This is a genomic window from Nocardia amikacinitolerans (assembly GCF_900215415.1).
GTDB classification, from domain to species: domain Bacteria; phylum Actinomycetota; class Actinomycetes; order Mycobacteriales; family Mycobacteriaceae; genus Nocardia; species Nocardia amikacinitolerans.
In genome coordinates this window covers 1,152,432-1,178,934 of the sequence record NZ_OBEG01000002.1, presented here as the reverse complement: position 1 = coordinate 1,178,934, position 26,503 = coordinate 1,152,432, and the positions used below count along the sequence as shown (strand labels likewise).

Genomic DNA, 26,503 nt, shown 5'->3' with positions numbered 1-26,503 from the left:
TCAGGAGCGGGAAGAGTCTATATCCAGTGTCGCAAATAAAGGTCGACCCGAGCGTATATTACAACGCATCCAAAAGTCTTTCCGGTTTGACGACCGATATCCAGTCGGCCGTGAACGAGATAATGACACCTGGATTGAATGCGACACTCGGCATGGGCGGCCATTACGCCGCCGTCAAGGGTTGGAATACCTCGTATAAAAAGCACTGCGAAGACCTAGTGGGCACTATCTCGGCTTACGCGGCAGCGACTCAGCAGCTCGCCGATGTCCTCAATCTCGCCGGGCACAACTGGCATATGGCGAATTACAACGCCAACTCCGACAAGAACAAAGGACCTGAGCCAAACAAACCGTCCGTCACCAACTCGCACCCTTTTGGATCGAAAGGTATAGATCCAATTCCCGATCCGGCGACCCTGTCGCCAAGCGCGTCGCGGTTGACGCTGTGGCCGTCGGGGTCCGAGATACTACTGCTGTCGAACTTGACGCTACTGCATGTGGAAGTGCCGGACGGAGATACCGACACGCTCAACCGAGCTGCAACAGGGTGGCGTCGCTTCCATGACAGCACGGCAATCTTGGAAGCCGCTGGCAAACTGAATGGGATCGAAGGGACGTTCTCATCGGTTGAGGCTCCCGACGTAGCCGAAATACGCGAACTATTAGGCGTGTTGAAGAAGGGCGCCAACGCAATATCCGTCGTGGCCGCCGGTCTAGCGAGTGCCGTCACGAGTCATCACGACGCCTTGGTCGATCTACGAAGTCGCATCATCGATGCAAGTCCTACCGCCTTCCCGGACCACGGAGTCAAGGCCACCCGCCGCTCGACCGGCGTCGATGTCATGCCCCAGCGCGAGGCGAGCGAGACCGAGATCTACACCGCGGCGAACGTGTACAAGGACATCATCGGCACGCATCCTCTTCTCGAACTGCTCCGAAAAGCGACCTTTGATGGTGTGGACAGTCTTGCTGTCAAGACGAGACTCACTGAGATCGCGGCTTTGCGCGATGATGCGATCGTCCGGCTCGACTCGTATTCTGCCGAGCCCGTCAAGTGCACACTCAACCCCAACTGGGAGAGCGAACTCGCGAAAATCGATCCTGACGTCAGGCCATGGGTGGGGGCGGCCGTGAAGTACGGCAATGAGGCGGGCGTCGACCCTCGTTTGGTTTTGGCTATCGTATACAACGAAGGCGGTAATCGGTCGGACTCATTTCTCGAGCGGGAGATGAGCCACGCCTATGACACTTTCATTCGTGAAGGAGGTAACTGGTTGAGGCCCAACTCTTTGGGTTTGACGAATATAAAGGAGGACACCTTCAACACACTGAAGAACCAGTATCCATCCGAATTTGCTGGAAAAGAGTGGTCCGACCTCAAGTCGGATCCGGACTTGGCGATCATGGCGGCAAGTTACAATTTGAAGAGAATTGAAACACAGTGGGTGAAGGAAGCTCCTGATGAGCTGAAGCAAAAATGGACACTCAATGAGTTCATGGCTGCCGGCTATAACTCTGAAGCAAATATGGATGCATATATCAAGAACGGCGACTTGGGTCCGCATGTCCAAGCGTATGTCCGAATGACGCACACCTCGCTGGACAAGGCTGGTAAACTTATCGGCGGGATGTACACCTGCAAATGAATGAGAAACTCACACGCAGGGAAGTGGCAATCGTTACGGGTGCCTTGGTGCTTGTAGCCGCCGCAATCGCTTCCCTCGTATGGTGGTTCAATCGGCCGAATGACGCAGAGCGGCACCTCAATGAGGTTCGAGTTCAAGGTTACTCAAAGATATTTCAGAAGTCTGAAACCAACGACGCCGGACCCTTTGCCGAGGCGGTGTTCATCGGTTCGCGATTCGATCCGCTCCTGGATATCGTCGATGCGCCGGGTGTTCAACTCGAATACGTTCCCGACGATCGTAAAGGCGATCGCTGGAGCCCCGTTCCAAGTGGCACTTTGACGACCCGAACGGAATGGCTTGCATACGGCTCTTCGCCAGACAACTGCCATATTTCGATAAGGCGGATCATTGAAAATCCTTACAGTTCCTGGCGGCTGACTGACGGCCAAATGTCAGCTATCCGCGATGGATCGCTGATCGGGCTTTGGGTAACTGCGACTTGTGGGGACGGATAGCGACTTCCCACCGCCACCCACGATCAGCAGCGAACGTAGCGAAGACGCCGGGGTCGCTGCCCACATCGGCATCCTTTGGTACTGCGGCCGGAGCGGTTCGCCGCAGCACCTCGCCACGGCGCACCTCAGAGTGGCGCTCGCGCGCCTGGTCCTCGGATTGGCCGGTGCCGGACACCCCGGACACGGGCCATGTCTCGTATTCCGAGATCCGGCTTGCCCGCGTGGTGGCCTGCGGATTGTCGGTGATTCGGCTGTAGAAGTCGACGGCGATTCGGGGCAAGCCGCGAGGCCTGGCGGGGACGGTGGGCGCGCTGGCGGAGCTCCGCTGCCAATGGTTCCAGAATTTGGGCCTCGGTCAGCCGGAGAAACGACCAGGAATGCCCCTGATCGACGGCGTTCGGCGGGCGCTGATCCGTCTTATGGCCGCTGTTCCGGTCGGACGGCTCCGTCCACCTACCTGCTGATACAGGTGCACTCCGGCGCCACCCTCGTCGAGTGGTGGGGCGAAGATCCGGACAACTCCTCGGTCGCCCGCGGCCTTTGACCTGGTCGAACACCGGGTATCGCAGTTCGAGGCAGCGATCGGCGCTCCGCGCGTGTCTTCGTCGCGCCCGCGGAGGACGATCGAGGTAACGGCCGCGCAATCTGGGGCGGGTGTCGCGCAACACCGCGGCAACTCCGGGCCCCTACTGTGGCGGCAGGTGCTGTGGAGCGAGGTGAGACGTGGACCTGGACACGATCCGTTCGGTGGTGGTGGCGAGGGGGCGGTCCGACCTGGCCGGCGTCGGCGAGGCGACCGGGGTGCTGGCCGGGGGGACGTTCCTGTTCTCGGAGCCGCAGCCGCAGCTGCACCGGCTGGTGGATATCACCGCGCTCGGCTGGCCCGCCTTCACGGAGACGGCCGAGGGCTTGGAGATCGGGGCGACGTGCACGCTGGCGGAGTTCGCCGGTGCCGCGCCCGGGCGCGAGCTCGGTGCCGACGCGCGGTGGCCGCGGTGGCCGGGGACCGCGCTGTTCGCGCCTGCCTGCCGGGCGCTGGTGGCCTCGCACAAGATCTGGCACAGCGCGACCGTCGGCGGGAACGTGTGTCTCGCGCTGCCCGCCGGTGCGGTGCTCGCGGCGCTGACCGCGCTCGACGGTGTCGCACTGGTGTGGGCCGCCGACGGCGGTGCGCGCCGGATTCCGCTGCGGGAGTTCGTGATCGGGCCGGGACTTTCGGTGTTGCGTACGGGCGAGGTGCTGCGCTCGGTCGTGGTGCCGGAGCGCGCGCTGTTGGCGCGCACTGCTATTCGAAAGATTGCGCTCGCGCCGCTCGGGCGGTCCGGTGCGCTGTTGATGGGGCGGCGCGAGCCCGATGGACGGTGCGTGCTGACGCTCACGGCGGCGACCACCCGTCCGGTCGTGCTGAATTTCCGTACCGTGCCGGAGGATCGCGAGGTGGTGGCTGCGGTGGCGGGTGTCGATGCGGCGCTGTGGTTCGACGATCCGCACGGGTCGCCCGACTGGCGCAGACATGCCGCGGGGGTGCTCGCGGTGGAAGTGGCCGCCGAGCTGCGCGCCGAACCCGGTGGGCGACCGTGAGATTCGAGATCGACGGCCGCACCGTCGACGCCGAACCCCGTCCGGGGCAATGCCTGCGCACGCTACTGCGCGAGCAGGGATTCTTCGCGGTCAAGAAGGGGTGCGACGCGGGCGACTGCGGTGCGTGCTCGGTGCGGCTCGACGGAAAGACGGTGCACTCGTGTCTGATTCCGGCCTACCGCGCGGCCGACCGGCCGATCACCACGGCGGCGGGGCTCGGTGCGCCGGATCGATTGCACCCGGTGCAGCGGCGGATCATCGAGCAGGCGGCGTTTCAGTGCGGGTTCTGCACGGCGGGCATGGTGGTGACGGCGGTGGGGTTGGGGTGCGGAACCGACGAGGGGCCGGATGCTGCCGATCTGCCGGAACTGTTGAAGGGGAACCTGTGTCGCTGCACCGGGTATCGACCGATTCGCGCGGCACTGACGGGCGATGCTGACGGCTCCGGTTCACCTGGCGAGGTGGAAAGCGCCCTGCCCGCGGGGACGGGTGCGAGCGAGCGGCTTCCGTCCGGACTCGGTCGCCTCGGCGCTCCCGCCGGTCCTCGGATCGTCACCGGCACAGAGCCGTTCACGCTCGACGTGCTCCCCTCCGTCGACGACCCGGCGGCGCCTCCGACCGCCCCCCTGCACATCGCGGTATTGCCGAGCCTGCATCCGCACGCGCGCATCATCTCCATCGATACCGCCGCCGCCGAGGCGATTCCGGGCGTGCACGCTGTCCTGACCTTCGCCGACGCCCCCGCGGTGCCGTTCTCGACGGCAAGGCACGAGTGGCGCGCCGACGACCCGGACGACACCTTCGTCCTCGATCGCACGGTGCGTTTCGTCGGCCAGCGCGTGGCCGCCGTCGTCGCGGACAGCATGGACATCGCGTCGGCGGGATGCCGCGCACTGCGCGTTTCGTACGAGCCGCTGGCCGCCGTGTTCGATCCAGTGGAGGCGCTGAGCGAGGACGCGCCGAAACTGCACGGCGACAAACCGAATTCGGCGCGTATCGCCGACCGTGAACACAATGTGGTCGCCGAATTGCACGGCGGCGTCGGTGATATGGACGCGGGTCTGGCCGCCGCGACGCGAGTGGTGCGCGGGACGTGGCACTCGCCGCGCGGACAGCACGTGCACCTCGAAACCCACTGCGGCATAGGGTGGCTGGACGCCGAGGGCAGACTCGTCATCCGATGCAGCACGCAGGTGCCGTTCCTGGTCCGCGAGGAGCTGTGCCACATCTTCGGGCTGCCGCGGGAACGGGTGCGGGTGTTCGCCGCTCGGGTCGGCGGCGGTTTCGGCGCCAAACAGGAAATGCTCGTGGAGGATCTCGTCGCGCTCGCGGTGCTGCGCACGGGGCGGCCGGTGCAGTACGAGTACACCCGCTCCGACGAGTTCACCGCGGCCACCAGCAGACATCCGATGCGCGTCGCCGTCACCGCGGGCGCGGACGCGGACGGCGTGCTCACCGCGCTCGCCGTCGACGTGCTGTCCGACGCGGGCGCGTACGGCAATCACAGCGCGGGCGTGATGTACCACGGGGTGAGCGAGTCCATCGAGGTGTACCGGTGCGCGAACAAGCGTGTGGACGCCCGTGCGGTCTACACCAACAACGTGCCCTCCGGCGCGTTCCGCGGTTACGGGCTCGGTCAGATCATCTTCGCCGTCGAGTCCGCGCTCGACGAGCTGGCCCGAGAGCTCGGCATCGATGCGTTCGAGTTCCGCAGGCGCAACGTGGTCGTCCCGGGTGACCCGTTCACCGGCGCGAAGGTGGAGGCCGGGGATCTGGTGTTCGGCAGCTACGGGCTGGACCAGTGTCTCGACCTCGCGCAACGAGCTTTACTGCGCGGCAACGGGATAACGGCACCGGGTCCGGGGTGGTCGGTGGGCGAGGGCATGGCATTGGCGATGATCGCGACCATCCCGCCGCGCGGGCATCGCTCGACCGCCGTCGCGATATTGCGGTCCGACGGTTGTTACGAAATTCGGGTGGGCACAGCGGAATTCGGTAGCGGGACGACGACGGTGCACGCGCAGCTCGCGGCGACGGCCTTGGCTACCGAGCCGGCGCGGATCGCGATCCGGCAGTCGGATACGGACCTCGTCGACTACGACACCGGAGCGTTCGGCTCGACCGGCATCGTCGTCGCGGGCAACGCCGGTTACCGAGCCGCGCTCGCGCTGAAGGACGCGATGCTGGCCAGGGCGGCCGAACTCACCGGGACACCGGTGCGCGACTGCGTCCTGGGTCCGGACGGGGTGCGGTGCGGCGATCGGCTGATCAGCACGGCGGAGCTCGCGGCGGCGGGCGAACTGAGAGCGCACGGCGACCACACAGGTATCCCGCGCTCGGTCAGCTTCAACGTGCACGCCTTCCGCGTCGCCGTCGAGCGCGCGACCGGCCGGGTCCGCATTCTGCAATCGGTCCAGGCCGCCGACGCGGGCACCGTGCTCAACCCGGTGCAGTGCCGCGGGCAGGTGGAGGGCGGGGTCGCCCAGGCCATCGGCACGTCGCTCTACGAGGACATGCGCACCGAACACGGCGTCGTGACCACCCGGACATTGCGGCATTACCACATTCCGCAGCTCGCCGATCTACCCTCGACCGAGGTCTACTTCGCCGACACCGCCGACGAACTCGGACCGCTCGGCGCGAAATCGATGAGCGAATCACCGTACAACCCGGTCGCCCCGGCGCTGGCCAATGCCATCCGCGACGCCGTGGGAGTGCGCATCGATCGACTGCCGATGACGGCCGACCGGGTTTGGCGCGCCATGCAGGAGGGAGAGGAACGGTGACCGCGACACGGCTGCCGGAGAACGTCCGGGCCAGGATCGAGGCCATGCTCGAGGCCGTCGACGCCGATCTGCGGGCGCGTTACCCGGGGTCGGGGGACCGGACGCAACCGATCCACACCGTCTACGTGCCCGCCGACCGTGCGAGCGCCGACACACCGGCGGAGTGGGGCGCCGCGGCCGTCGAGCTGCTGGACACGCACCGCGAATCGCTCGCCGAACTCGACACCGCCGCGGTGCTGCCCGCGGTGCGGGAGCGGCTGCTGCGCGAGCCGGTGCAGGATCTGCGGATCGATTTCGAGGACGGCTACGGGTATCGCTCTGACGAGGAAGAAGATGCGGCCGCGACGGCAGCGGGCGAGATCCTGGCCGGGTGGTCCGTCGACGGCCCGGCCGGTTACGGCATTCGGGTCAAAGGACTGGAGGGACTCGAGCGTCGCAGGGCCGTGCGCACCCTCGAACTCGTGCTGGACGGCGCGGGCGGTGTGCCGGAGGGTTTCGTCTTCACCGTGCCGAAGATTCGTGCTGCCGAGCAGGTTTCGGCGCTCGTCGCGTTGTGCGAGGGGTTGGAGCGTGGATCCGGTCTCGCCGATGGCATGCTGCGCTTCGAATTGCAGATCGAGAGCCCGCAGGCGATCGTCGGCGCCGACGGCGGTGTGCCGGTCGCCAAGATGATCAAGGTAGCCGGGCGACGTTGCGCCGGGCTGCATTTCGGCACCTACGACTACACCGCCGCGTGCGGGATCGCCGCCACCGACCAGGCGCTCGACCATCCCGCCGCCGACTACGCCAAGACGGTCATGCAGGCGGCCGCGGCGCGGACCGGCGTCTGGGTGTGCGACGGATCCACCCAGATCGTGCCGGACACGGAACCGGAAGCCGCACTGCGCGAACATCATCGGCTGGTCACTCGCGCCCTGCGCCGCGGTTACTACCAGGGCTGGGACATGCACCCGGGACACCTGGTCACCCGCTGGCTGGCGACCTACGAATTCTTCCGTGGCGCAATCGATGTCGCCGTGCCCCGGCTGCGGGCGTACCTCGAGCGGCACGACGCCGCTTCGGGAGTCGTCGACGAACCGGCCACCGCCGAGGCGCTGGCCGCCACGGTGCTTCGGGGGCTGCGTTGCGGCGCGCGATCGGAGGCGGAATTGACTTCCGCGGCACCGGAACTGACCCGGGAGGTGTTGGAAGCGCTCGCGGCGCGCGAGCCGATCGGTGATCTCGGCGTGAAGGAGAAGCGATGAGCGAACGAAGTGAGCGAATCACCTCGCACCTGCCGGAGCAGAACGTCGGCGAGGCGCAGACATGAGCGAGGCCGACGGGCATTTCACGCTGCTGCCCGATCTTGCGGTGCGCCCGCTCGGTGGCGCGGTGATCTGGGCGAACGACGAGTTCTTCGCGGAGAAGGAGAACTTGATCAGCCCCGGCGTGCCGGAGTATCGACCGTCCACCTTCGGCCACAGAGGCCAGGTCTACGACGGATGGGAGACCCGCAGGCGCCGCGGCATGCCGGGCGACGACGCGGCCGTCGTGCGGCTCGGCGTGCCGGGGGTGGTGCGTGGCATCGTCGTGGACACCGCGTGGTTTCGCGGCAACTATCCGCCCGCGGTGTCGGTGGCGGCGCTGGAGGTCGAGGGATATCCGACCGCCGAGTCGCTCGCCGGTCGAACGGACTGGACGACGCTGATCGACCGCGCGCCGATCGCCGGAGACGCTCGCAATCCGTTTCCGGTCGACAGCGAAGAGCGGTGGACGCACGTGAAACTCACCCTGCACCCGGATGGCGGCGTCGCTCGGCTACGCGTCCACGGCGAGGGGAGGCCCGATCCCGCGCTGCTCGGTCTCGGCCCGCTGGACTTGGCGGCGCTGGAGAACGGCGCCCTGGTGCTGGACTGCTCCAACCGCTTCTACAGTTCGCCCAACCAGTTGCTCTATCCGGGCTCGGCGCGATGCATGGGCGACGGTTGGGAGACCGCGCGCCGCCGCGACGACGGAAACGATTGGGTGCGAATACGTCTCGCTGGCCCGGGGCTCATCCGGCTCGCAGAGATCGACACCTCCTACTTTCTAGGCAACAGTCCCGGTTCGGCGCGGCTGTCGGGGCGCACCAACGACGGCACCGACGTGGAACTGTTGCCGCGCACCGAGCTACTGCCCGACACCAGGCACCGCTTCCCGATCGCGCCGATGGCGGCGTCGGTCGAAGAGGTGCGCCTGGACATCTATCCCGACGGCGGACTTGCCCGGCTGCGGTTGTACGGGGAGCTGGGCGCATGAGGGATTTCGTAGGGTACGGGCCGAATCCGCCGGATCCGCGGTGGCCGGGCGAGGCGCGCATCGCGGTGCAGTTCGTACTGAACTACGAGGAGGGAGGGGAGAGCTGTGTGCTCGACGGAGACCCGAGCTCGGAGACATTTCTCTCGGAAATGACTCCGGCTCAGGCCTTTCCGAACCGGCACATGAGCATGGAGTCGCTCTACGAATACGGCTCCCGCGCTGGAGTTTGGCGCGTGCTGGGGATTTTCGAGCGCCGCGGTCTTCCCCTTACGGTGTTCGCCGTGGCGCGCGCCATGGAGCGGAACCCCGAGGCGGTCGCGGCGTTCTTGGAACTGGGTCATGAGATCGCCTGCCACGGCTTGCGTTGGAAGTCCTACCAGCTCACCGACATAGAGACCGAGCGCGCCCACATGGCCGAAGCGGTGCGCCTGCACACCGAGCTGACCGGCGCCCCGCCGCTGGGCTGGTACACCGGCCGCGATTCGCCCAACACGCGCGAATTGGTCATCGAACACGGCGGTTTCGTCTACGACTCCGACTCCTACGCCGACGACCTGCCGTACTGGGTCACCGCGCACGAACGCCCCCACCTCGTCGTGCCCTACACCCTCGACACCAACGACATGCGCTTCGCCTCCCCGGCAGGCTTCCCCAGCGGCGAACAGTTCTTCACCCACCTCCGCGACGCCTTCGACGTCCTGTATCGCGAAGGGGCGGAGGGAAGCCCGAAGATGCTCTCCATCGGCCTGCACTGCCGATTGGTCGGCCGTCCCGCCCGCACGGCCGCCCTCGACCGCTTCCTCGACCACGTCCAATCCCACGACCGGGTCTGGATCACCCGGCGCATCGACATCGCCGAGCACTGGCGGGCGACTCACCCACCGCAACTGTGATCCCTTGGCGACGCACCGGCCGGAAGTGGCCAATCGACGCCGCGAGTACGTCCGCCGTAGTTGATCGGCGCGCCGCCCTCGAATTCCTGGGACCGCAGGCGCTCTCGTTGCGTCGAGATAAGTAGGCCATTGCTTGTGCACGGGCGGCTTAGCGGTGGTCGCCGGCCGACCTGAGGGACATCGGCGTCCCGGGTTCACCAACGTGCACGTGTACAAGCGGACCGGCCGAACATTTTGGTGATTTATAACCAGCAGGGGCGCTCGTCGACTTTGCCGAAATCGGCGCGGTTGATCCGGAAGTCAGGGTGGGGCCGCGTGGGATGACGGGGACGGTGGCGATGATCTGGCGGGCGAGGGTGTGGCCGCTGACGAGTGACATGCGGACGGCACCGCCGCGCGGTACGGCGCGCAGGTCGGTTACTGCATGAGCACAACCGCGGACGGGCCGGAGACTGCGGTGTGCATACGTACGAGGGCACTTTGGCCACGCTGTGGTGCGCACGGTTGGCGAGCCCGTGCGCACCTTGTCGAGTCGGAGGTCGGCCGGAGGGCAGGCTGCCGTGTCGGCGTAGAGATCAGGCAGGTCGGGCGGTGTAGTGGGGAAGGTGTAGGTGCGGTGGTGCTTTCGGGCGGGCTGAAATCATGTACGGGATTGCGTACGGCATGAGGTATGCGGGAGATCGAAAGGTCCTGACTGAAGGTCACATCATGCGCGCTATGCACGCCACCGAGGCGCGGGCCAACTTCGCGGCAGTTCTCGATGCGGCCACCGAGGACAACGACGAAGTCGTCATCACCCGCAGCGGTGGCAAAGAGCCTGCTGTCGTCATCAGTCTGCGCGAATACGAGGCGCTGAAGGAGACGGCCTACCTGCTGGGCAGCCGGGCCAACGCTCGCCGTCTGATGGAGTCGATCGAAAACGTCGAGCGGGGTCTGATCGAGCGGCGCTCGCTGAGTGATGACGGGTCTGTCGAGGCATGAGCCGCAAGGTTCTGTTCGACGCCAACGGGTGGGAGGACTATTTCTACTGACAGTCCGGGGATCGGGCCACTCTGAAGAAGGTGAACCGGTTGATCGAGGATATTCGCCGCAATGGCAACGCCGACGGTATAGGCAAGCCGGAGCCGTTGCGGCAGAACCTGTCCGGGTGGTGGTCCCGGCGAGTCACCAAGGAGCACCGCCTCGTGTACCGCGCCGACGACGATGTCGTTGTCGTCATTGCCTGCCGCTACCACTATGACGACTGAAAGCACCGTGAGTCGGCACCGCCGGCCGGGCGGCTAGGTCGATTCAGCGGACTGACCAGCACGCGAGGCGCAATGTCCGACGAGTTCGCCAAGTGGAGGTGTCGGCCGCATTACGCTGTTGAAGAGCTGAGTTGGCTTCGGACGGCGCTCGTTTCCTTCGTGGCTTGCTCGATGCGTTGCGTTGGATGGATGCGGCTGCCGACTGCTCGTGTGGCACACCACGATGGCGTAAGCCAACGACGTGCGGCCATCCGTCGCTCGCAGTCGTGAGGCCCGATCGGTCACGGTATGGGCGCCAAACGGCGATGGTATGGATACATGGCTTCGATTCCCCTTGCGAGTGGGAACTCTTCGGCAACACGCTGAGCGAAGGAACGAGGAGGCCGACATGAGCGAGTACGCCTGCGGCGACTGCTGGCGCCGCGAGAATCTGACATTCGCGCAGCGACTGGACCCGGCCTTCATCCGGCGCGGGAGTGGGCACCTGTGCGAGGAACATCGGGCCAGCCGAAACGAATCGCGGCGCCCGGCACCGCTCGCGCAGCGCGCGTGTCCTTCGAGATCCACATCTGGAAAAGAAGGCAGCCACCGCTAGCTACACCAACGGCTAGACCGACTGGCGAGTCACATGGCTGAGGATCGGTTGCGTTCCGTCCGAGACCAGGCCGGAAGCCGTGCGAATCCATCCCACGAGCGGAAGCCGCACGGAGCCATCGTGGTTGTTACGAAGCGTTGTGGCCGTGAATAGTGCGCATCATTGAACGATCCGTGCCGGACAGGCACGGGATCGCTACGTGTTCGAGGAGATCTGGCTCGGGAGAGAACGTTTCGTACGCGCGGAGGGGAGTGCTCCTTCGAAGGCCGCTGTTGCGACGCCGTGGCCGGAGGACCAGTGGAAGCCGACAGGATCAGTGGGCGGTCCGATTGCGCTGAAATGGCCAGGGCGGCCCTAGTATTGCGCGATGCGATTCGACGCGGCAAAGGGCGACATCGTGTCCGATGCTTACCGCCGTACCAAGGGGCCGGTGGCCTACCTCGATGAGTCGTACCAAACTTGCAACCGGGATGTGAAGCCGGCTGAGACGTTCTACATCTTCACGGCGGTGGTCATGCGTCAGCCCGACATGGCGGAGATTCGAGCAGGGCTGCGAGAGATCGTCGGCGGTAGGTACTGGCATTCGACAGAGGCGTTGCAGGACCCTGACGGTCCCGCGGCGATGAAGGACATGCTCGAGTTTCTCACCGATGGATCCGAGCCTTGCCTGATCGCCCACCGCGTCCCGCTCGCTGCCGACGACCGTGACGGGGAAGACGCCCGTCGTGCGTGCTACCGGGGTATCGCGATCGAACTCGCCACTGGCGGCGAAGGCTATTGGGACCCTGTCGAGTTGCTGGTACTCGAGGAGCGCAACCAGCAGAACTTCCGCAACAAGGATCGAGCCAATCACAAGGAGTTGGTATCGGCGGAACTCATCCCGCGAAATGTGCGGCTGCTGCAGACCTCGCCGAAGTTCGAGCACCTGCTGTGGCTTCCTGACGTTGTCTCTTCGGCCTACCGGCGCAGTCTCACCCACCGCGACAGCACCTCACGGCTGTTCGGCATCATCGAAAACCGTGTGCACTTTGTGAAACCGATCGAGTGATTACACCCCGGAAAAGAAAGCAGCCCCCGGCTGCCGTAGCTACACCGGGGGCCAGACCGACTGTCGAGGCATACGCCCGGAGGGTCGGTTCCTTGCTCCATACGAGATTAACACGGGAACCGTGCGAATCCATCCCGCGAGCGGAAATCGCACAGAGCCCTCGCGGTGGTTACGAAGCGGTGTGGCCGGACGAGTGCGCACCATTGAGCGATCCCGTTCTGGACAGGCACGGCGTCGCTGTGTTCGAGGAGACCTGGCTCAGGAGAACAGGTTTCGTACGAACGGGAGGGAGTCGGGGAGGGAGGCGTTGACGGCCCCGCTGTGGTCCTGCTGGTAGGTGCGCAACGTGACCGGCTGCCCATTGGCTTGCAAGGTGGCGGCGAACGCGAGGGTGGCGGGGGTGATGACGTCGGTGTCGCGCAGGCCTTGGCCGAGGAAGACGGGGCGGTCGTAGCCGGATTCGGGGAGGCCCATGGTCCTGGTGAGGATGCCGCGCAGGTCGGGGATCTGGGCGAGGGGGCGGGCGAAGAGGTCGCCGAGGACGACGTTCGCCGCGCCGAGTTCGTCGCCGAATTCGTTGATGCACGCGCTGCGGGCGCGGGCGAGCCAGTCGCGGCCCGCGTCGGTCAGGTAGGACTCGATGTCGAGTTCGGGGTAGGTGGTGCGCAGGCCGTTGAGGATGTACAGCACGTAGGCGGTGCTGTGCGGGCTCAGTTCCAGCGGCGGCATGCCGGGACCGAGCGGCAGCAGGATGTCCTCGATGTAGGCGGGCACGCCGGTGCCGACGGCGCCGCGGTAGTCCAGCTCGGGCCCGCCGAACTCGGTGGCGTAGCGGGCGGTGAAGACGGCCGCGCCGCCGCCCTGCGATTGGCCGACGACGACCCACTTCCTGGCCAGCGAGGTGTACTGCGTGGTCGCGGCCTTCACCGCGTCCACCACGTTGTGCGCCTCGACGGTGCCGTTCAAGTAAGGATGCTCGCCCGGCGTACCGAGGCCCGCGTAGTCGGCGGCGACCACGGCGTAGCCCTGGTTCAGCCAGGTGCCCAGGTAGGCCCAGTCGCGTTCGCGGGCGGCGGGGCCCGCGACGCTGTAGGCGCAGTCGTCGCCGAGGCCGACCGTGCCGTGCGCCCAGGCGATCACCGGCCACCCGCCTTCGGGCGGCGTTCCGGCCGGGAAGTAGACGGCGGCGCTCGCGGTGGTCGACGCGTCGCCCGCGGTAGTGGAGCGGTACAGGAGGCGGGCAGCGTCGGCTGCGTCCGGCGGCGTCGCGACCGCGGCGAGCGGCGCGACGGATTCGATCGTGCCCGCCGCGGGTTCCGCGCTCGCGGTCGACGGGTACAGCAGGGCGGTCGCGCAGGCCGTGACGGCCGCGGCGACGCTGAGCTTCCGCATGGGACTCCTGTTCGATGGGCGCGGGTGGTCACGCCGAGCGAGGGCGCTCCGCAAGAGTTGGACGCTTGCTCGAGATCGGCTCTCCGCCCAAGTCTGCCGCATCCCCGCGGCGCGCGTGGCCTGGCCCACACCGACGGCACCCGCCCCACCCTGTGAATCGACTCACAGACCGGTTCGCCCCGGCGTGTTGCCGCGGGCCCGCGGCGTGAACGCAAACAGTACGAGCGTTACGCTAAAACCCCACGTCAGGGCTACTCGCGGGTAGATTGAATGCTTGCAATTCGCCCGCAAATTTCGCAAAGTTGGCAAACGGTAGGCGAAACCTAGCTGAGATTCACATTAGCAACAGGTAGACGGCTATTTCCCGGTGTGCCATCGTGTGGAAGTACACCCCAAGGGCCTAGCAACCCTGCAAATCGCCGCTCCAGCAGTCCGGGTGGAATCTCGGCAAGCGGCACCGACCGACCAAAGAAGTGGAGTCAGAGATGTCGACCACCGGCACCCCGAAGACCGCTGCGGAAATCCAGCAGGATTGGGACACCAACCCGCGCTGGAAGGGCATCACCCGTAACTACACCGCGGAGCAGGTGGTGAAGCTCCAGGGCACCGTCGTCGAGGAGCACACGCTCGCTCGCCGCGGCTCGGAGATCCTGTGGGATCTCGTGAACAACGAGGACTACATCAACTCCCTCGGCGCCCTCACCGGCAACCAGGCCGTGCAGCAGGTCCGCGCCGGCCTGAAGGCCATCTACCTGTCCGGTTGGCAGGTCGCCGGTGACGCGAACCTCTCCGGCCACACCTACCCGGACCAGTCGCTCTACCCGGCCAACTCGGTGCCGCAGGTCGTGCGTCGCATCAACAACGCGCTGCTGCGCGCCGACGAGATCGCCAAGGTCGAGGGTGACACCTCGGTCGCCAACTGGCTGGCTCCGATCGTCGCCGACGGCGAGGCCGGCTTCGGTGGCGCGCTGAACGTCTACGAGCTGCAGAAGGCCATGATCGCGGCCGGTGTCGCCGGTTCGCACTGGGAGGACCAGCTGGCCTCCGAGAAGAAGTGTGGCCACCTGGGCGGCAAGGTGCTGATCCCCACCCAGCAGCACATCCGCACCCTGACCTCCGCGCGTCTGGCCGCCGACGTCGCAGGCGTGCCGACCGTGGTCATCGCCCGCACCGACGCCGAGGCCGCCACCCTGATCACCTCGGACGTGGACGAGCGCGACCGCGAGTTCCTGGACGGCACCCGCACCGCCGAGGGCTTCTTCGGTGTGAAGAACGGCATCGAGCCCTGCATCGCGCGTGCCAAGGCCTACGCCCCGTACTCCGACCTCATCTGGATGGAGACCGGTGTGCCGGACCTCGAGGTCGCTCGCAAGTTCGCCGAGGCCGTCCGTGGCGAGTTCCCGGACCAGCTGCTGGCCTACAACTGCTCGCCGTCCTTCAACTGGAAGGCGCACCTGGACGACGCGACCATCGCGAAGTTCCAGCGTGAGCTCGGCGCGATGGGCTTCAAGTTCCAGTTCATCACCCTGGCCGGCTTCCACTCGCTGAACTACGGCATGTTCGACCTGGCGCACGGCTACGCCCGCGAAGGCATGACCGCGTTCGTCGACCTGCAGGAGCGCGAGTTCAAGGCCGCCGCCGAGCGTGGCTTCACCGCCATCAAGCACCAGCGTGAGGTCGGCGCCGGCTACTTCGACACCATCGCCACCACCGTGGACCCGAACACCTCCACCGCGGCGCTCAAGGGCTCCACCGAAGAGGGTCAGTTCCACTGAGTTGACCAGCCCGCAGTGATGCAGGCCGACAACCCTCTACTCCAGTAGGGGTGTACCGCCCTCCCCGCCGAACAGCCCCGGCGGGGAGGGCATCCCTATAACTTGGACCAGAACCCCCAAGCCAATCCCAGCCACACCAGACCAGCAGGAGCGGGACGTGAGCAGCGAGAAGATTCAGCGTGTCGGCGTCATCGGCGCCGGACAGATGGGTGCCGGAATCGCGGAGGTGTGCGCCCGGGCGCACGTCGACGTGCTCGTCTACGAACAGACCCGGGAACTAGCGGCCGCCGGTCGCGCCCGCATCCTGCGCTCGCTGGATCGCGGCGTGAGCAGCGGCAAGATCACCGAGCGCGAGCGTGAGCAGGCCGCGTGGCGGCTGCGCTTCACCTCCGACCTCGGCGATTTCGCCGACCGTCAGCTGGTCGTCGAGGCGGTGCTGGAGAACGAAGAGGTCAAGACCTCGATCTTCGCCGAGCTCGACAAGGTCGTCACCGACCCGAGCGCCGTGCTGGCCTCCAACACCTCCTCCATCCCGATCATGAAGATCGCCGTCGCGACCGCGAACCCCGAGCGCGTCGTCGGCATGCACTTCTTCAACCCCGTGCCGGTGCTGCCGCTTGTCGAGCTGGTCACCACGCTGAAGACCAGCGAGTCGGTCTCCCAGCGCGCCGAGGCCTTCGCCGGTGACGTGCTCGGCAAGCAGGTCGTCCGCTCGGCCGACCGCTCCGGCTTCGTCGTCAACGCGCTGCTTGTGCCGTACCTGCTGTCCGCCATCCGCATGGTCGAATCCGGTTTCGCGACAAAGGAAGACGTCGACAAGGCCATGGTGCTCGGCTGTGCCCACCCGATGGGCCCGCTGGCGCTGACCGACCTCGTCGGGCTGGACACCGTCAAGTCGATCGCCGACTCGATGTACGCCGAGTTCAAGGAGCCGCTGTACTCCGCGCCGCCGCTGCTGATGCGCATGGTGGAGGCCGGGCTGCTCGGCAAGAAGACCGGCGCGGGCTTCTACCAGTACAACTCCCCCGCCTCTCCGCGTACTTAGCGGGCGGCGCGGAGCCGTCGGCGTCGCGCACCCGTGCCGGCGGTCGGGTGCCGAGCCGACTTCGGTCGTACCCGGCGAGTTACCCGGCCCTTGCGAGATCAGTTGTCGCGTTGGGTGAAGGAGCTCGCCGGGCCTTCCTCTCCTGGAACTCAGCAGCGGGACGGCCGCGAACGGGCTCGTAGGACTCGCCCAGGGGTGGCTGGGTGTGCTCGGATGATCGACAGGTGGGCAGGTCCGGTCAGGGGGCCGCTGCTCATCGCTTCGCAGTGATACCAGCAGTAACGGCATAAGCTGCAAGGACGCCGAGTCGTTGGCGCGGCTCGGCGGGACACCGAAAGCGCAACGCTGCGCGTCCTCCGCCGTGCGGAGCGGATATCGCGCAGGTGATCGAAAGGGAGTTCCCGCGCATGGTCAACGTCACGGATGGCTACGGGTCGAGCATTCTGGGTTATCCCAGGATCGGGCCGCACCGGGAACTCAAGCGGGCACTGGAGTCCTACTGGCGCGGTTCGCTCTCGCGCGCGGAACTGCTCGCGGTCGGCCGCGACATCCAGGAGCAGCAGTTCAGCGAGCTGGCCGCCACCGGACTCACCCAGGTGCCAGGCAACACCTTCTCCTTCTACGACCACGTCCTGGACAACGCGCTGATGTTCGGCGCGGTGCCGAAGCGCTTCCAGCCCTACCGGGACGTGATGGAGCCGCTGGACTTCTACTTCCTGATGGCGCGCGGCCGACCGGATCTTCCGCCGCTGGAGCTGGTGCGCTACATCGACACCAACTACCACTACCGCCAGCCCGAGCTGGACGCCGAGACCGAGTTCTCGCTGCATCCCGAGGCCCTGCTCGATGAATTCGACCGCGCGAAGGCGCAGGACATCGAGCTGCGGCCGGTCATGCTCGGTCCGCTCTCGCTGCTGCTGCTCTCCAAGGCGGGGCAGGTGCCCGGCGAGCCGGAGTTCGACGCGCTCGCCCTCTTGGACAAGCTGCTCCCGGTCTACGAGGAGCTGTTCGAGATCCTCGCCAAGCGCGGCGCCACCTGCGTCCAGCTGGACGAGCCGATGTTCACCAGCGAGCGCAGCGACGCCGAGCTGGCCGCGTTCGAGCGCGCCTACCAGCGGCTTTCCCACGCGCCACTGCGCCCGCGCATGCTGGTCACAGGTCAGTACGGCGACTTCGGTGAGGCGTTGACCATCCTGGCCGCGTCCAATGTCGAGGCCATCGGCCTGGACCTGGCCAGCCACCGAATCCGCCCTGAGGATCTCGCCGCGGTGCCCGGCATCCGCCGCAAGCGGCTGTACGCGGGGGTGATCAGCGGTCGCAACGTGTGGCGCGCCGACCGTTACGTGACGCTGGAATACCTCAACGAGTTGGCCAAGGTGTGCCCGGATCTGGTGGTCTCCACCGGAAGCACTCTGCTGCACGTGCCCTACGACCTGCTCGTCGAATACGACATCGAGGGCAACGTCGCCGATCGCCTCGCCTTCGCGAAACAGAAGGTGGGCGAGGTGGTTTCGCTCGCCAAGGCGCTCACCGAGGGCCCGTCGGACAAGTGGCGGAAGCGGCCGAGGGAAGTGCACTTCAAGCAGAAGCACGCGGTGCGCCAACGGGTTTACGCGATCACGCCGCAGATGCGCGAGCGCGAACCCTACGAGCAGCGCCGAATCGCCCAGCAGGCCAAGCTGAACCTGCCGCCGGTGCCCGCCACCACACTGGGCTCGTTCCCGCAGACCGACCGGATCCGCCAAGCCCGTTACGAACTCGGCGAGGGCAGGTTGTCCTACGAGGAGTACCGCAAGCGGATCGAGGCCGAGATCGAGGCGACGATCCGGTTGCAGGAGGACATCGGCCTCGACGTGCTCGTGCACGGCGAGCACGAGCGCAACGACATGATCCAGTACTTCGCCGAGCTGCTGGACGGCTTCGCGACCACCCACTTCGGATGGGTGCAGGTGTACGGATCCCGTTGCGTGCGACCGCCGATCATCTACGGCGACGTCTCGCGCCCCGCGCCGATGTCGGTGGACTGGATCACCTACGCCCAGTCGCTTACCGACAAGCCGGTCAAGGGCATGGTCACCGGCCCGGTCACCATGATCGCGCGCTCGTTCGTGCGCCAGGACCAGCCGCTGCACGAAACGGCCGACCAGGTGGCGCTGGCGATCCGTGACGAGGTGGTGGATCTGGAGCGCGCGGGCATCTCGATCATCCAGGTGGACGAGCCCGCGATCCGAGAGTTGTTGCCGCTGCGCAATATCGGGCGCGCCGAGTACCTCCGCTGGGCGGTCGGCGCGTTCCGGCTGGCCACCTCCGGTGTTCGACCCGAGACCCAAATCCACACGCACATCGGCTATTCCGGTCGCGCCGAAATCGTGGACGCCATCGAACAGCTCGACGCCGACGTCACCGCGATCGTCGCGACCCGCTCCATCGAGTGGGTGCTCAAGGCGCTCAAGGAGGACTGCGCCTCGGGTCACGGCCTGAGCCACGGCGTGGGTCCCGGTGTGTACGAAAGCCGTTCGGCCCGCATCCCGGACATCGACGAACTCGACGAGCTGCTCACGGCCGCAGCCGAGGCCGTCACCCCGGAACGTCTGTGGGCCAACCCGGACGGCGGACTCAAGACCCGCCACTACTGGCAGCTGGAGCCGTCGTTGCGCAACATGGTCGCGGCTGCTAGGCGTATTCGTCGGCGTATTCCGACGGGCGAATAGTCCACCTGCACGGGCCGCCTTTTCGTCGTGAAAAGGAAGGGCGGCCCGTCGTTTTCGTCGAGAATGCCTGGCTCTCGACTATCCGTCGCCAGGGCGGTTCGGTGCGCACTGTGCTTCTCGACGACCGCGGATGCGTCGCGCTGGCGCGGCTGTACTCAGCGCGCACCGGCCACACCGCCGGGCCGATGTTCCGCGCCGACATCAACGGTCGCGGAGCATGTCGAAGGCGAGGTCCTTGCGCGGTCGCCCGCGCACAGATCACGTCGAGCGCCCAAGTGACGTCGGCGGCCGTTGCCGGGCGGCAGTCGCTTGGGCACGGTGATCGTGTCGATGCAATCCATCTGGGCAACGGCGGGGCTGGCCGCGCGTCGCCCACCGGCAGAACGCGCCAACTGCGGCGCGGTTACGTTCGCGGGTGGCGGAAGTCCGTTGGGGCACCACAACATCACTGAGCACGTCATAGCAATGGACTCAGCCTTGCTCGTTGCCGTCAGCAGTTGAACGGGTAGCACGACTTCGGCGGGGCAGTCGTGTCTGCGGGCGCGACGGTCGACGGCACCACGGCGGTATCTTCTGTGCTGTCGGGGGATCCCATATGGGTGAGGGTCAGCACGACCAGCAGCAGGATCACCCCGCCGAAGAGTGACCCGAGGGCCCACAGGATCGGCGTGGGCGAGGCACTCCGGTAGCCGGGGTAGTAGGGGGACCGGCTCCGCGGCCGGGGTGCGCGCCGGTCGGTGAAGCGGACGGACCCGCGCACATAACTCCCGCCTATCCGTCCCCTGCGCGAATGTGGCCGAATGGCTTCATATCCCATGCCTATCAGTATGGGGCGAGGGTGCGACACGATCGGCCGGTCAGCGAGCCGCAAGAGGGCGTCCCGGGGGCAGCAGCAGGTCTACGAATTCTCTGGATGCTCGGGTCGTCGTCGAGCTCGGCGGTCACGACCGCCTGGGCCGACGGTGCCGTCACACCTTCCAGCCCGAGTGAGAAGGTGTGCTCCACTCCGTGACGGTCAGCGACAGACTGCGGTCTGCGGTCCGTCGAAGTCGATCCGCTCACCGTCCGGCGCACGCATGACGACTTTGCGCCATCGACCCCGACCTGCTGCCACTGCTGCGGGAAGCACTCGCGCGAGTCGAGTGATGCGGCATCGACCCGTCCGGCACATAAGCAAGGTCCCTGCGCCGAACCACACCCGCGTCTACGCCACCGGCGCCGCCTACGACCAGGCCAACCTCGCCCGCGCCGCGACTGGTGCGGCGGGCTCAGCCGCGTCACCGTAGCCACGGTCAGCGGGGCGGTGACGGACGAGCTGGTCGGACTCCCTGTCGCCTCGCCGCCTGGTCCGGGCCGGCTTGGTTCAACCTATATATCGGTACGGTTCGTACCGTATCATTTATGACTGTGGATGGACGGGTGTGGCCGGAATCGTTGCGGGTGGCTCAGGTGCGGGTTGCGCGGCCGACGGATCGGCTCGATGAGGTGGTGCGGTTCTATGTCGAGGGGGTGGGGCTGCGGGAGTTGTATCGGTTCGAGAACCATGCGGGGTATGACGGGGTGATGGTTGGGCTGCCGGGGGCGGAGTATCACCTGGAGTTCACCTCGCATGTGGATGGGAGTCCTGGGGACGCACCGAGTTCGGAGAATCTGCTCGTCCTGTACTTCGAGGGGGAAGCGCAGATGTACGACGTGGTGCAGCGGCTCGGCGAGTACGGTGTCGAGCCGGTACCGATGGAGAATCCGTACTGGGCGGCGAACGGCGGCTTGGGTTTTCCTGATCCCGACGGCTGGCTGGTCGTGTTGATGCCGCGGCCGGTGTTCTGATGGTGGGGCGGGCGCGGGACGATCGGATCGACGCGGCGGTGTTGGCGGCAGCGCGGGAACTGTTGGACGAGAACGGGTATGCCGAGTTGACGATCGGTGGTGTGGCGACGCGGTCGGGAATTCATCGTCCCGCGATCTACCGGCGCTGGCCGTCCAAACGGCACTTGGTCGTGGCGGTGGTCGCGGATCTGCTCGGTCTGCGGCCGACCGCGAACACCGGAGACCTGCGCGCCGATCTGATCGCAGCGATGCGTGATCTCGTTGCCGCCCTGCGTGATACGTCGCTCGATCGGGTGCTTCCCGCGCTGCTCGCGGACCTCGCCAACGACCCTGAACTGCGTGAGCACTTCCTTGCCGTCGTGTTCGAGCCGCGACGGCGAACCACCGAGACCGCGTTGCGCGGGGCTATCGACCGTGGTGAGGTGCGCCCCGAGATCGACATGGACTTCGTCTTGGACGCCATCGCGGCGCCCATCTACTTCCGTGCGCTGTTCGGCCACCTGCCGCTGGACGACGAACTCGCCGAGTCCTCGGTCGACGCCGTCCTGCGCCTGATCGTCGCGGCCCGATGAGGTGGTCGCTTCCGCGCGAGCGGGGCTGTTCCGGTGCGTGCGGAGTTGCTTCGGTGCGGGCGGGGCTGTTCCGGTGCGTGCGGAGTTGTTCCGGTGCGAGCGGGGTTGCTTCGGCGTGAACCGGGTCGCTCAGGCAACCTGATCGCTTCGGCGCGGACGGGGCGCTTCGGCGTGAACGGGGGCGTTGGCGCGAACAAGGTCGTTCCGGCACGAACGCGGGCGCTTCCGCGTGAACGGTGTGCTCTGGCGTGCACGGGATCGCTCTGGAGCGAACGAGGTCGCTTCGGCGTGAATCGGGTCGCTCCGGCACGAACGGATCGCTTCGGTGCGAGCTGTTCTCGCTCCGGCCGTCCTGAGCTGATCGCCCGGCGCGATGACTCGGAAACCCGTCAGTGCTGGGCGCGGGTGAGTCGAAGCATCAGTTCCCGCATGCGGTTCGGGCCGTTCCGCTTCGGGGGTTCGGGGGCGGGGGCTTCCACGTCGGTCTCGACCTCGTAGCGGCGGATGTAGGCGCCGGCGAAGGCTTGCACGGTGGCGGTGACGGGGATGGCGAGCAGCGCGCCTGTCGGGCCGAGTAATGCGGCGCCTGCGATCACGGCGCCGAAGGCGACGGCCGGGTGCATGTCGAGGGTGGTGGCGGTGATGCGCGGTTGCAGGACGTAGTTCTCGAATTGCTGGTAGAGGATGATGAATCCGAGAATCCACAGGGCGTCGCCGGGGCCGCCGTTCACCAGGGCGACGATCACCGGAAGGGCGCCCGCCAGGTAGGTGCCGACGGTCGGAATGAATTGGGAGACAACGCCGACCCACAGCGCGAGCGCGAACGCCGATGGCACGTCGAGCACTCGCAGCACCACGTAGTGGGCCAGCGTCGAGCAGACGGCGAGCAGGCCGCGTGAGTAGATGTAGCCGCCGGTCTTCTCGACCGCGATGTCCCAGGCGCGCAGCACATGTCGCTGACGGTGTGGCGGAAGCAGCGAGGACATGGCGTTGCGGAAGCGCGGGCCGTCGGCGGCGAAGTAGTAGGTGAACAGCAGCACGCCGAGACCTTGGAAGAGCGCGCCGATCGCGGCCGTGCCGATGCCCCAGGCGTTTTCGGCCAAGCCGACCAGGTAGCCCTCGATCTGGTCGCTCCACTCCGTCGCGTATTTCTGGATGTCGGTGCCCGACAGCTCGGTATTGAACGTGTCGTTGATCCAGTCGACCATGCGGTCGGCGTATTCGGGCGCGTTCTGCACCAGCGTGGTCACCTGGTCGATGAGCAGCGAGCCGAGTGTGTACAGGAACCCGCCGACGATCATCAGCAGGCCGAGGAACACCACGCCGGTCGCGAGCCCGCGCCGCACCCCGCGCGCGGCGAGCCAGTTGACCGCGGGTTCGATGGCGAAGGCGAGGAACAGCGAGACCATCAGCACGGTGAGCAGACCCTGGAGCCGCTGCAATACCCAGAACCCGAAGATCAGGCCCGCGATCGTCGCGGCAGCCAGCAGGAAGGCGCGCAGCAGCCACGGGGGCGGACCGGCCGAGAGGTCGGTGAGCACTCCGCCGCGGCGATCGGGCGTCTGCTTCTCCGATCTCGTCGCTTCGGGTTCCACTGCGCTCGGCCCTGGGCGGTCCGCTGAGGTCGGCACTGGGCGACCTGCTGCGGTCGGCGCGGGGCGCTCGGTTGAGCTCGGCCGTCGGTATTTCGCCCTGCTCGACGCTTCGGGTTTCGCTGCCTCGGAACGCGGCTCCTTCGGTCCGGACGCCTCGGGGCGCGGCTCCTTCGAGCCGGACGCCCCGGCACGTGACACACCGGACCCGCGCGCGGCGGAATCTCCCGCATCGGACTTCGGGGTGGTCGAGTCTTCGTCATCCGCGGACACAAATCCACGGTACTTACGCGAGAGGAACCCGCGCCCCGCAACATGCCAGCGCGCACGTGAACGCTGTCGGGCCGATGCGGGCCGGTCGATCATGGATCGCTGCGAGGACGACGATCTGCGCTCTCTGAGGGAGCCTGTGGACAACTCGCGCATGGGTACACGCGCGGTGTGCGCAGTTGGCGCTGCCGGGGGAGTCCGGCGAAAGGCCGGTGGCGGAGTCGACCCCGAGAGAGCTGTTGGCCTGTCAAGGCCGCAACCACCATTTGACTACCGTCGATTTCGCCCCGCGCTCAACGCAGGCGCGCCACACGCTCGGAACAGGCGAAAGTGCGCACGATGGGCGCTGCCGACGGAGGGCCTGACCGCAGCCGAAACCCCTACATCGTCGCCGTATCGATGACGAACCGATACCGCACATCGCTAGCGACAACCCGGTCGTACGCGCTGTCGATCTCGTCGGCGGAGATCAACTCGATCTCCGCGCCGATGCCGTGCTGGGCGCAGAAGTCCAGCATCTCCTGCGTTTGCGCGATGCCGCCGATCATCGAGCCCGCCAGCGACCTGCGGTAGCCGGCGAGGGTGAACGGCTTGACGGTCATCGGGTTCTCGGGGAGGCCGAGGATGACCAGCGTGCCGTCCAGGTTCAGCAGCTTCATGTAGTCGTCCAGCGGCAGGTCGGCCGAGACGGTGTTGAGGATCAGGTCGAAGCGGCCGCGCAGTTCGCGGAAGGTCTGCCGGTCGCCGGTGGCGTAGTAGTGGTTCGCGCCGAACCGCTTGCCGTCTTCTTGCTTGCTCAGCGAGTGGCTGAGCACGGTGACCTCCGCGCCCATCGCCGCGGCGATCTTCACGCCGACGTGCCCGAGCCCGCCCATGCCGATGATCGCGACCCGTTTGCCTGGCCCGGCCTGCCAGTGCCGCAGCGGCGAGAACAGGGTGACGCCCGCGCACAACAGCGGCGCGGCCACGTCGAGGCCGATGCCTTCCGGGATGGACACCACGAAGTTCTCGGTCACGACGACCTGGGTGGAGTAGCCGCCCATGGTGTAGCCGCCGGGCTGCACCGCGGGATCGACGGTGGAGTTGTAGGTCATGGTGGCGCCGGCCTGGCAGTACTGCTCCTCGTCGGCAAGGCACGGCGCGCACTTGCCGCAGGAGTCGACCATGCAGCCGACACCGACCCGGTCGCCGACCTTGTGCCTGGTCACCGCCGAGCCGACGGCGGCGACGAGGCCCGCGATCTCGTGGCCGGGCACGCAGGGGTAGCGGGTGCCGCCCCATTCGTCGCGCGCGGTGTGGATGTCCGAGTGGCAGATGCCCGCGTACTTGACGTCGATCAGCACGTCGTGCGGACCGAGTTCCCTGCGCTCGATGGTGACCTTCTCGAAGGCTCCGTCCGGAGCGGGCAGGGCGTAGGCGGCAGCAGCGGTGCTCATGAATACATGCCTACCGCCGCATGCTCCGGTTTGTCGAGCCGAGGGGTTTGTCGAACACAGGGGTTTGCCGAGGCCGGCGCCGGGGATGTCCATCCTGTCCTGGTTTTCCGGCCCGCGCTGGGCGCACGGTCCGGAATTCCTGATCTACGGTGAAGATCTCCGGCCACAATGGAATTCGTCAGGCGTAGCGAGGCGGGAGTGCCCATGGACGACGGACGGCGCGGCAGCGGCGGCGGGCGAGCGCTCGCGCTGATCGTCGTCGCCGTGCTCGGCCTGGCGGGCTTCCTCGGTTATCGCGGTGAACTGCCGGGCTGGCCGCTGTTCACCGGCCCCGGCACCGCCATCGCGCCGATGCCGCCCGCGCCGACCCCGCCGCTGGACCGAGCGACGGTCGCGGCCGCGGTGCAACCGGCCATGGTGCACATCAGCACCGCCACCGAGACGTTCGGTCAGGGCGCGGCCGGGTCGGGCATCGTGCTCACCGCCGAGGGACAGGTGCTGACCAGCCATCACGTGGTGAAGGGCGCCGACACGGTCACCGTGACCTCGGTCGGCTCCGGGCAGGTCTGGTCGGCGACCGTGCTCGGCTACGACTCCGGCGTCGACATCGCCCTGCTCGAGCTGCCCGGCGCCGCCGGACTCACCGTCGCCCGGCTCGGCAACTCCGCCGACGTGCGGCTGCACGACGAGGTGCTCGCCATCGGCAACGCGGGCGGCGCGGGCGGCACGCCGACCTCGATCACCGGGAACGTCACCGATCTGGACAGCACGATCGTCGCGCTGAACTCCGCCGACCTGTCCCGCAAGGCGCTGTCGGGAATGCTGGAGATCGCCGCCGCGGTCAGTTCCGGGCAGTCCGGGGGAGCGCTGGCCGATTGGCGCGGCGCGATCATCGGCGTGATCACCGCGGCGTCGGGCGAGCACGACCCGGAGGTCGACCGCGAGCCCAACGGGTACGCGGTGCCGATCGACACCGCCATGCGGGTGGTGCGCCAGATCCGCTCCGGCACGCCGACCGACACGGTGCACATCGGTCCGACCGCGACGCTCGGCGTGCTGATCTCCGACGCGCGACCCAGCGGCGCGCGCATCGATGTCGCGATCTACGGCAGCCCCGCCCACTCCGCTGGACTCGCCGACGGCGAGGTGATCACCTCGATCGACGGCCGGGCGATCACCAGTGCCCGCGCCCTGCGCGCGGCGATCAACGTCCGCAAACCCGCCGACACGGTGCGGCTCGGCGTGCTCGGCCCCGGCGGCGTCGAGCGGACGGTGACCGTGGTGCTCGGCAAGGGCGCGCCGAACTGACCCGG

The 26,503-nt window shown here is 67.1% G+C and carries 19 protein-coding genes and 1 pseudogene; 16 read left to right on the top strand and 4 right to left on the bottom strand.

Annotated elements, in window-relative coordinates:
• The first annotated feature begins 26 nt into the window (after positions 1-26).
• The 10 genes and pseudogenes from CRP45_RS33335 to CRP45_RS13490 all read left to right on the top strand — a co-directional run bounded on the left by CRP45_RS33335 (position 27) and on the right by CRP45_RS13490 (position 12,570).
• Positions 27-1,646 carry a hypothetical protein gene (locus tag CRP45_RS33335; RefSeq protein WP_143861428.1) on the top strand — a complete coding sequence of 540 codons (1,620 nt, stop codon included), beginning with the start codon at positions 27-29 and terminating at the stop codon, positions 1,644-1,646.
• Entirely contained in the window at positions 1,643-2,143 is a 501-nt protein-coding gene (locus CRP45_RS33330) for a hypothetical protein (RefSeq protein WP_143861427.1), read from the top strand. Before CRP45_RS33335 ends, CRP45_RS33330 begins: the two co-directional genes overlap by 4 nt.
• Before the next feature lie 723 nt (positions 2,144-2,866).
• Complete coding sequence (locus CRP45_RS13525; protein ID WP_097245281.1) at positions 2,867-3,724, top strand: FAD binding domain-containing protein; 858 nt, start codon at positions 2,867-2,869, stop codon at positions 3,722-3,724.
• On the top strand, positions 3,721-6,510 hold the full coding sequence (locus CRP45_RS13520) for a molybdopterin-dependent oxidoreductase (protein ID WP_097245280.1): 2,790 nt from the start codon (positions 3,721-3,723) through the stop codon (positions 6,508-6,510). Before CRP45_RS13525 ends, CRP45_RS13520 begins: the two co-directional genes overlap by 4 nt.
• A complete protein-coding gene (locus CRP45_RS13515) occupies positions 6,507-7,754 on the top strand; it encodes a DUF6986 family protein (protein ID WP_425436931.1) in 1,248 nt (415 codons plus the stop codon). The genes CRP45_RS13520 and CRP45_RS13515 overlap by 4 nt, the downstream gene beginning before the upstream one ends.
• A 61-nt stretch (positions 7,755-7,815) precedes the next feature.
• A complete protein-coding gene (gene alc / locus CRP45_RS13510; RefSeq protein ID WP_097245279.1) occupies positions 7,816-8,787 on the top strand; it encodes an allantoicase in 972 nt (323 codons plus the stop codon).
• A complete protein-coding gene (puuE, locus tag CRP45_RS13505) occupies positions 8,784-9,680 on the top strand; it encodes an allantoinase PuuE (RefSeq protein ID WP_097245278.1) in 897 nt (298 codons plus the stop codon). Before alc ends, puuE begins: the two co-directional genes overlap by 4 nt.
• A 717-nt stretch (positions 9,681-10,397) precedes the next feature.
• Positions 10,398-10,661 carry a type II toxin-antitoxin system Phd/YefM family antitoxin gene (locus CRP45_RS13500; protein ID WP_245910101.1) on the top strand — a complete coding sequence of 88 codons (264 nt, stop codon included), beginning with the start codon at positions 10,398-10,400 and terminating at the stop codon, positions 10,659-10,661.
• 65 nt (positions 10,662-10,726) lie between these two features.
• Positions 10,727-10,927: pseudogene (locus CRP45_RS13495) on the top strand (Txe/YoeB family addiction module toxin); the annotation flags it as partial.
• 962 nt (positions 10,928-11,889) lie between these two features.
• Complete coding sequence (locus tag CRP45_RS13490; RefSeq protein WP_097245276.1) at positions 11,890-12,570, top strand: hypothetical protein; 681 nt, start codon at positions 11,890-11,892, stop codon at positions 12,568-12,570.
• 258 nt (positions 12,571-12,828) lie between these two features.
• Here the strand turns inward: CRP45_RS13490 and CRP45_RS13485 are convergent, their stop codons facing one another.
• Positions 12,829-13,962 (bottom strand): alpha/beta hydrolase, encoded by a 1,134-nt coding sequence (locus CRP45_RS13485; RefSeq protein ID WP_097245275.1) that lies wholly within the window; start codon positions 13,960-13,962, stop codon positions 12,829-12,831.
• A gap of 485 nt (positions 13,963-14,447) precedes the next feature.
• Here CRP45_RS13485 and aceA point away from each other — a divergent pair, with 485 nt between their 5' ends.
• The 3 genes from aceA (at position 14,448) to metE (ending at position 19,493) form a co-directional block, all read left to right on the top strand.
• Positions 14,448-15,737 (top strand): isocitrate lyase, encoded by a 1,290-nt coding sequence (gene aceA / locus CRP45_RS13480; RefSeq protein ID WP_067790976.1) that lies wholly within the window; start codon positions 14,448-14,450, stop codon positions 15,735-15,737.
• 157 nt (positions 15,738-15,894) lie between these two features.
• Positions 15,895-16,782 carry a 3-hydroxybutyryl-CoA dehydrogenase gene (locus CRP45_RS13475; RefSeq protein ID WP_097245274.1) on the top strand — a complete coding sequence of 296 codons (888 nt, stop codon included), beginning with the start codon at positions 15,895-15,897 and terminating at the stop codon, positions 16,780-16,782.
• Between the two features lie 407 nt (positions 16,783-17,189).
• Positions 17,190-19,493: a 5-methyltetrahydropteroyltriglutamate--homocysteine S-methyltransferase gene (metE, locus tag CRP45_RS13470; protein ID WP_097245273.1), complete on the top strand. Its 2,304-nt coding sequence runs from the start codon at positions 17,190-17,192 to the stop codon at positions 19,491-19,493.
• Positions 19,494-19,983: 490 nt separating this feature from the next.
• Here the strand turns inward: metE and CRP45_RS33825 are convergent, their stop codons facing one another.
• On the bottom strand, positions 19,984-20,124 hold the full coding sequence (locus CRP45_RS33825; protein ID WP_179830858.1) for a hypothetical protein: 141 nt from the start codon (positions 20,122-20,124) through the stop codon (positions 19,984-19,986).
• A gap of 770 nt (positions 20,125-20,894) precedes the next feature.
• Between CRP45_RS33825 and CRP45_RS13460 the strand changes: the two genes are divergently transcribed.
• The gene (locus CRP45_RS13460; protein WP_097245272.1) at positions 20,895-21,320 is read left to right on the top strand and encodes a VOC family protein; all 426 of its coding nucleotides are present in this window, start codon (positions 20,895-20,897) and stop codon (positions 21,318-21,320) included.
• Positions 21,320-21,892: a TetR/AcrR family transcriptional regulator gene (locus tag CRP45_RS13455; protein WP_245910100.1), complete on the top strand. Its 573-nt coding sequence runs from the start codon at positions 21,320-21,322 to the stop codon at positions 21,890-21,892. The genes CRP45_RS13460 and CRP45_RS13455 overlap by 1 nt, the downstream gene beginning before the upstream one ends.
• A gap of 389 nt (positions 21,893-22,281) precedes the next feature.
• Here CRP45_RS13455 and CRP45_RS13450 read toward each other — a convergent pair whose 3' ends face one another.
• Both CRP45_RS13450 and CRP45_RS13445 read right to left on the bottom strand, forming a co-directional pair.
• On the bottom strand, positions 22,282-23,487 hold the full coding sequence (locus tag CRP45_RS13450) for an AI-2E family transporter (protein ID WP_245910099.1): 1,206 nt from the start codon (positions 23,485-23,487) through the stop codon (positions 22,282-22,284).
• 647 nt (positions 23,488-24,134) lie between these two features.
• Positions 24,135-25,190, bottom strand: coding sequence for an NAD(P)-dependent alcohol dehydrogenase (locus CRP45_RS13445; protein ID WP_067790959.1), 1,056 nt, complete (start codon positions 25,188-25,190; stop codon positions 24,135-24,137).
• A gap of 204 nt (positions 25,191-25,394) precedes the next feature.
• On the opposite strand from CRP45_RS13445, the gene CRP45_RS13440 reads away from it, so the two are divergent.
• Complete coding sequence (locus CRP45_RS13440) at positions 25,395-26,498, top strand: S1C family serine protease (protein ID WP_097245271.1); 1,104 nt, start codon at positions 25,395-25,397, stop codon at positions 26,496-26,498.
• The last annotated feature ends 5 nt before the right edge of the window (positions 26,499-26,503 follow it).

Coding starts and splice junctions, on each gene's coding strand:
- CRP45_RS33330 (WP_143861427.1), top strand. CDS start 1,643: ATGAATGAGAAACTCACACGCAGGGAAGTGGCAATCGTTACGGGTGCC.
- alc (WP_097245279.1), top strand. CDS start 7,816: ATGAGCGAGGCCGACGGGCATTTCACGCTGCTGCCCGATCTTGCGGTG.
- puuE (WP_097245278.1), top strand. CDS start 8,784: ATGAGGGATTTCGTAGGGTACGGGCCGAATCCGCCGGATCCGCGGTGG.
- CRP45_RS13500 (WP_245910101.1), top strand. CDS start 10,398: ATGCACGCCACCGAGGCGCGGGCCAACTTCGCGGCAGTTCTCGATGCG.
- CRP45_RS13490 (WP_097245276.1), top strand. CDS start 11,890: ATGCGATTCGACGCGGCAAAGGGCGACATCGTGTCCGATGCTTACCGC.
- CRP45_RS13485 (WP_097245275.1), bottom strand. CDS start 13,962: ATGCGGAAGCTCAGCGTCGCCGCGGCCGTCACGGCCTGCGCGACCGCC.
- aceA (WP_067790976.1), top strand. CDS start 14,448: ATGTCGACCACCGGCACCCCGAAGACCGCTGCGGAAATCCAGCAGGAT.
- metE (WP_097245273.1), top strand. CDS start 17,190: ATGGTCAACGTCACGGATGGCTACGGGTCGAGCATTCTGGGTTATCCC.
- CRP45_RS13460 (WP_097245272.1), top strand. CDS start 20,895: ATGACTGTGGATGGACGGGTGTGGCCGGAATCGTTGCGGGTGGCTCAG.
- CRP45_RS13455 (WP_245910100.1), top strand. CDS start 21,320: ATGGTGGGGCGGGCGCGGGACGATCGGATCGACGCGGCGGTGTTGGCG.
- CRP45_RS13445 (WP_067790959.1), bottom strand. CDS start 25,190: ATGAGCACCGCTGCTGCCGCCTACGCCCTGCCCGCTCCGGACGGAGCC.
- CRP45_RS13440 (WP_097245271.1), top strand. CDS start 25,395: ATGGACGACGGACGGCGCGGCAGCGGCGGCGGGCGAGCGCTCGCGCTG.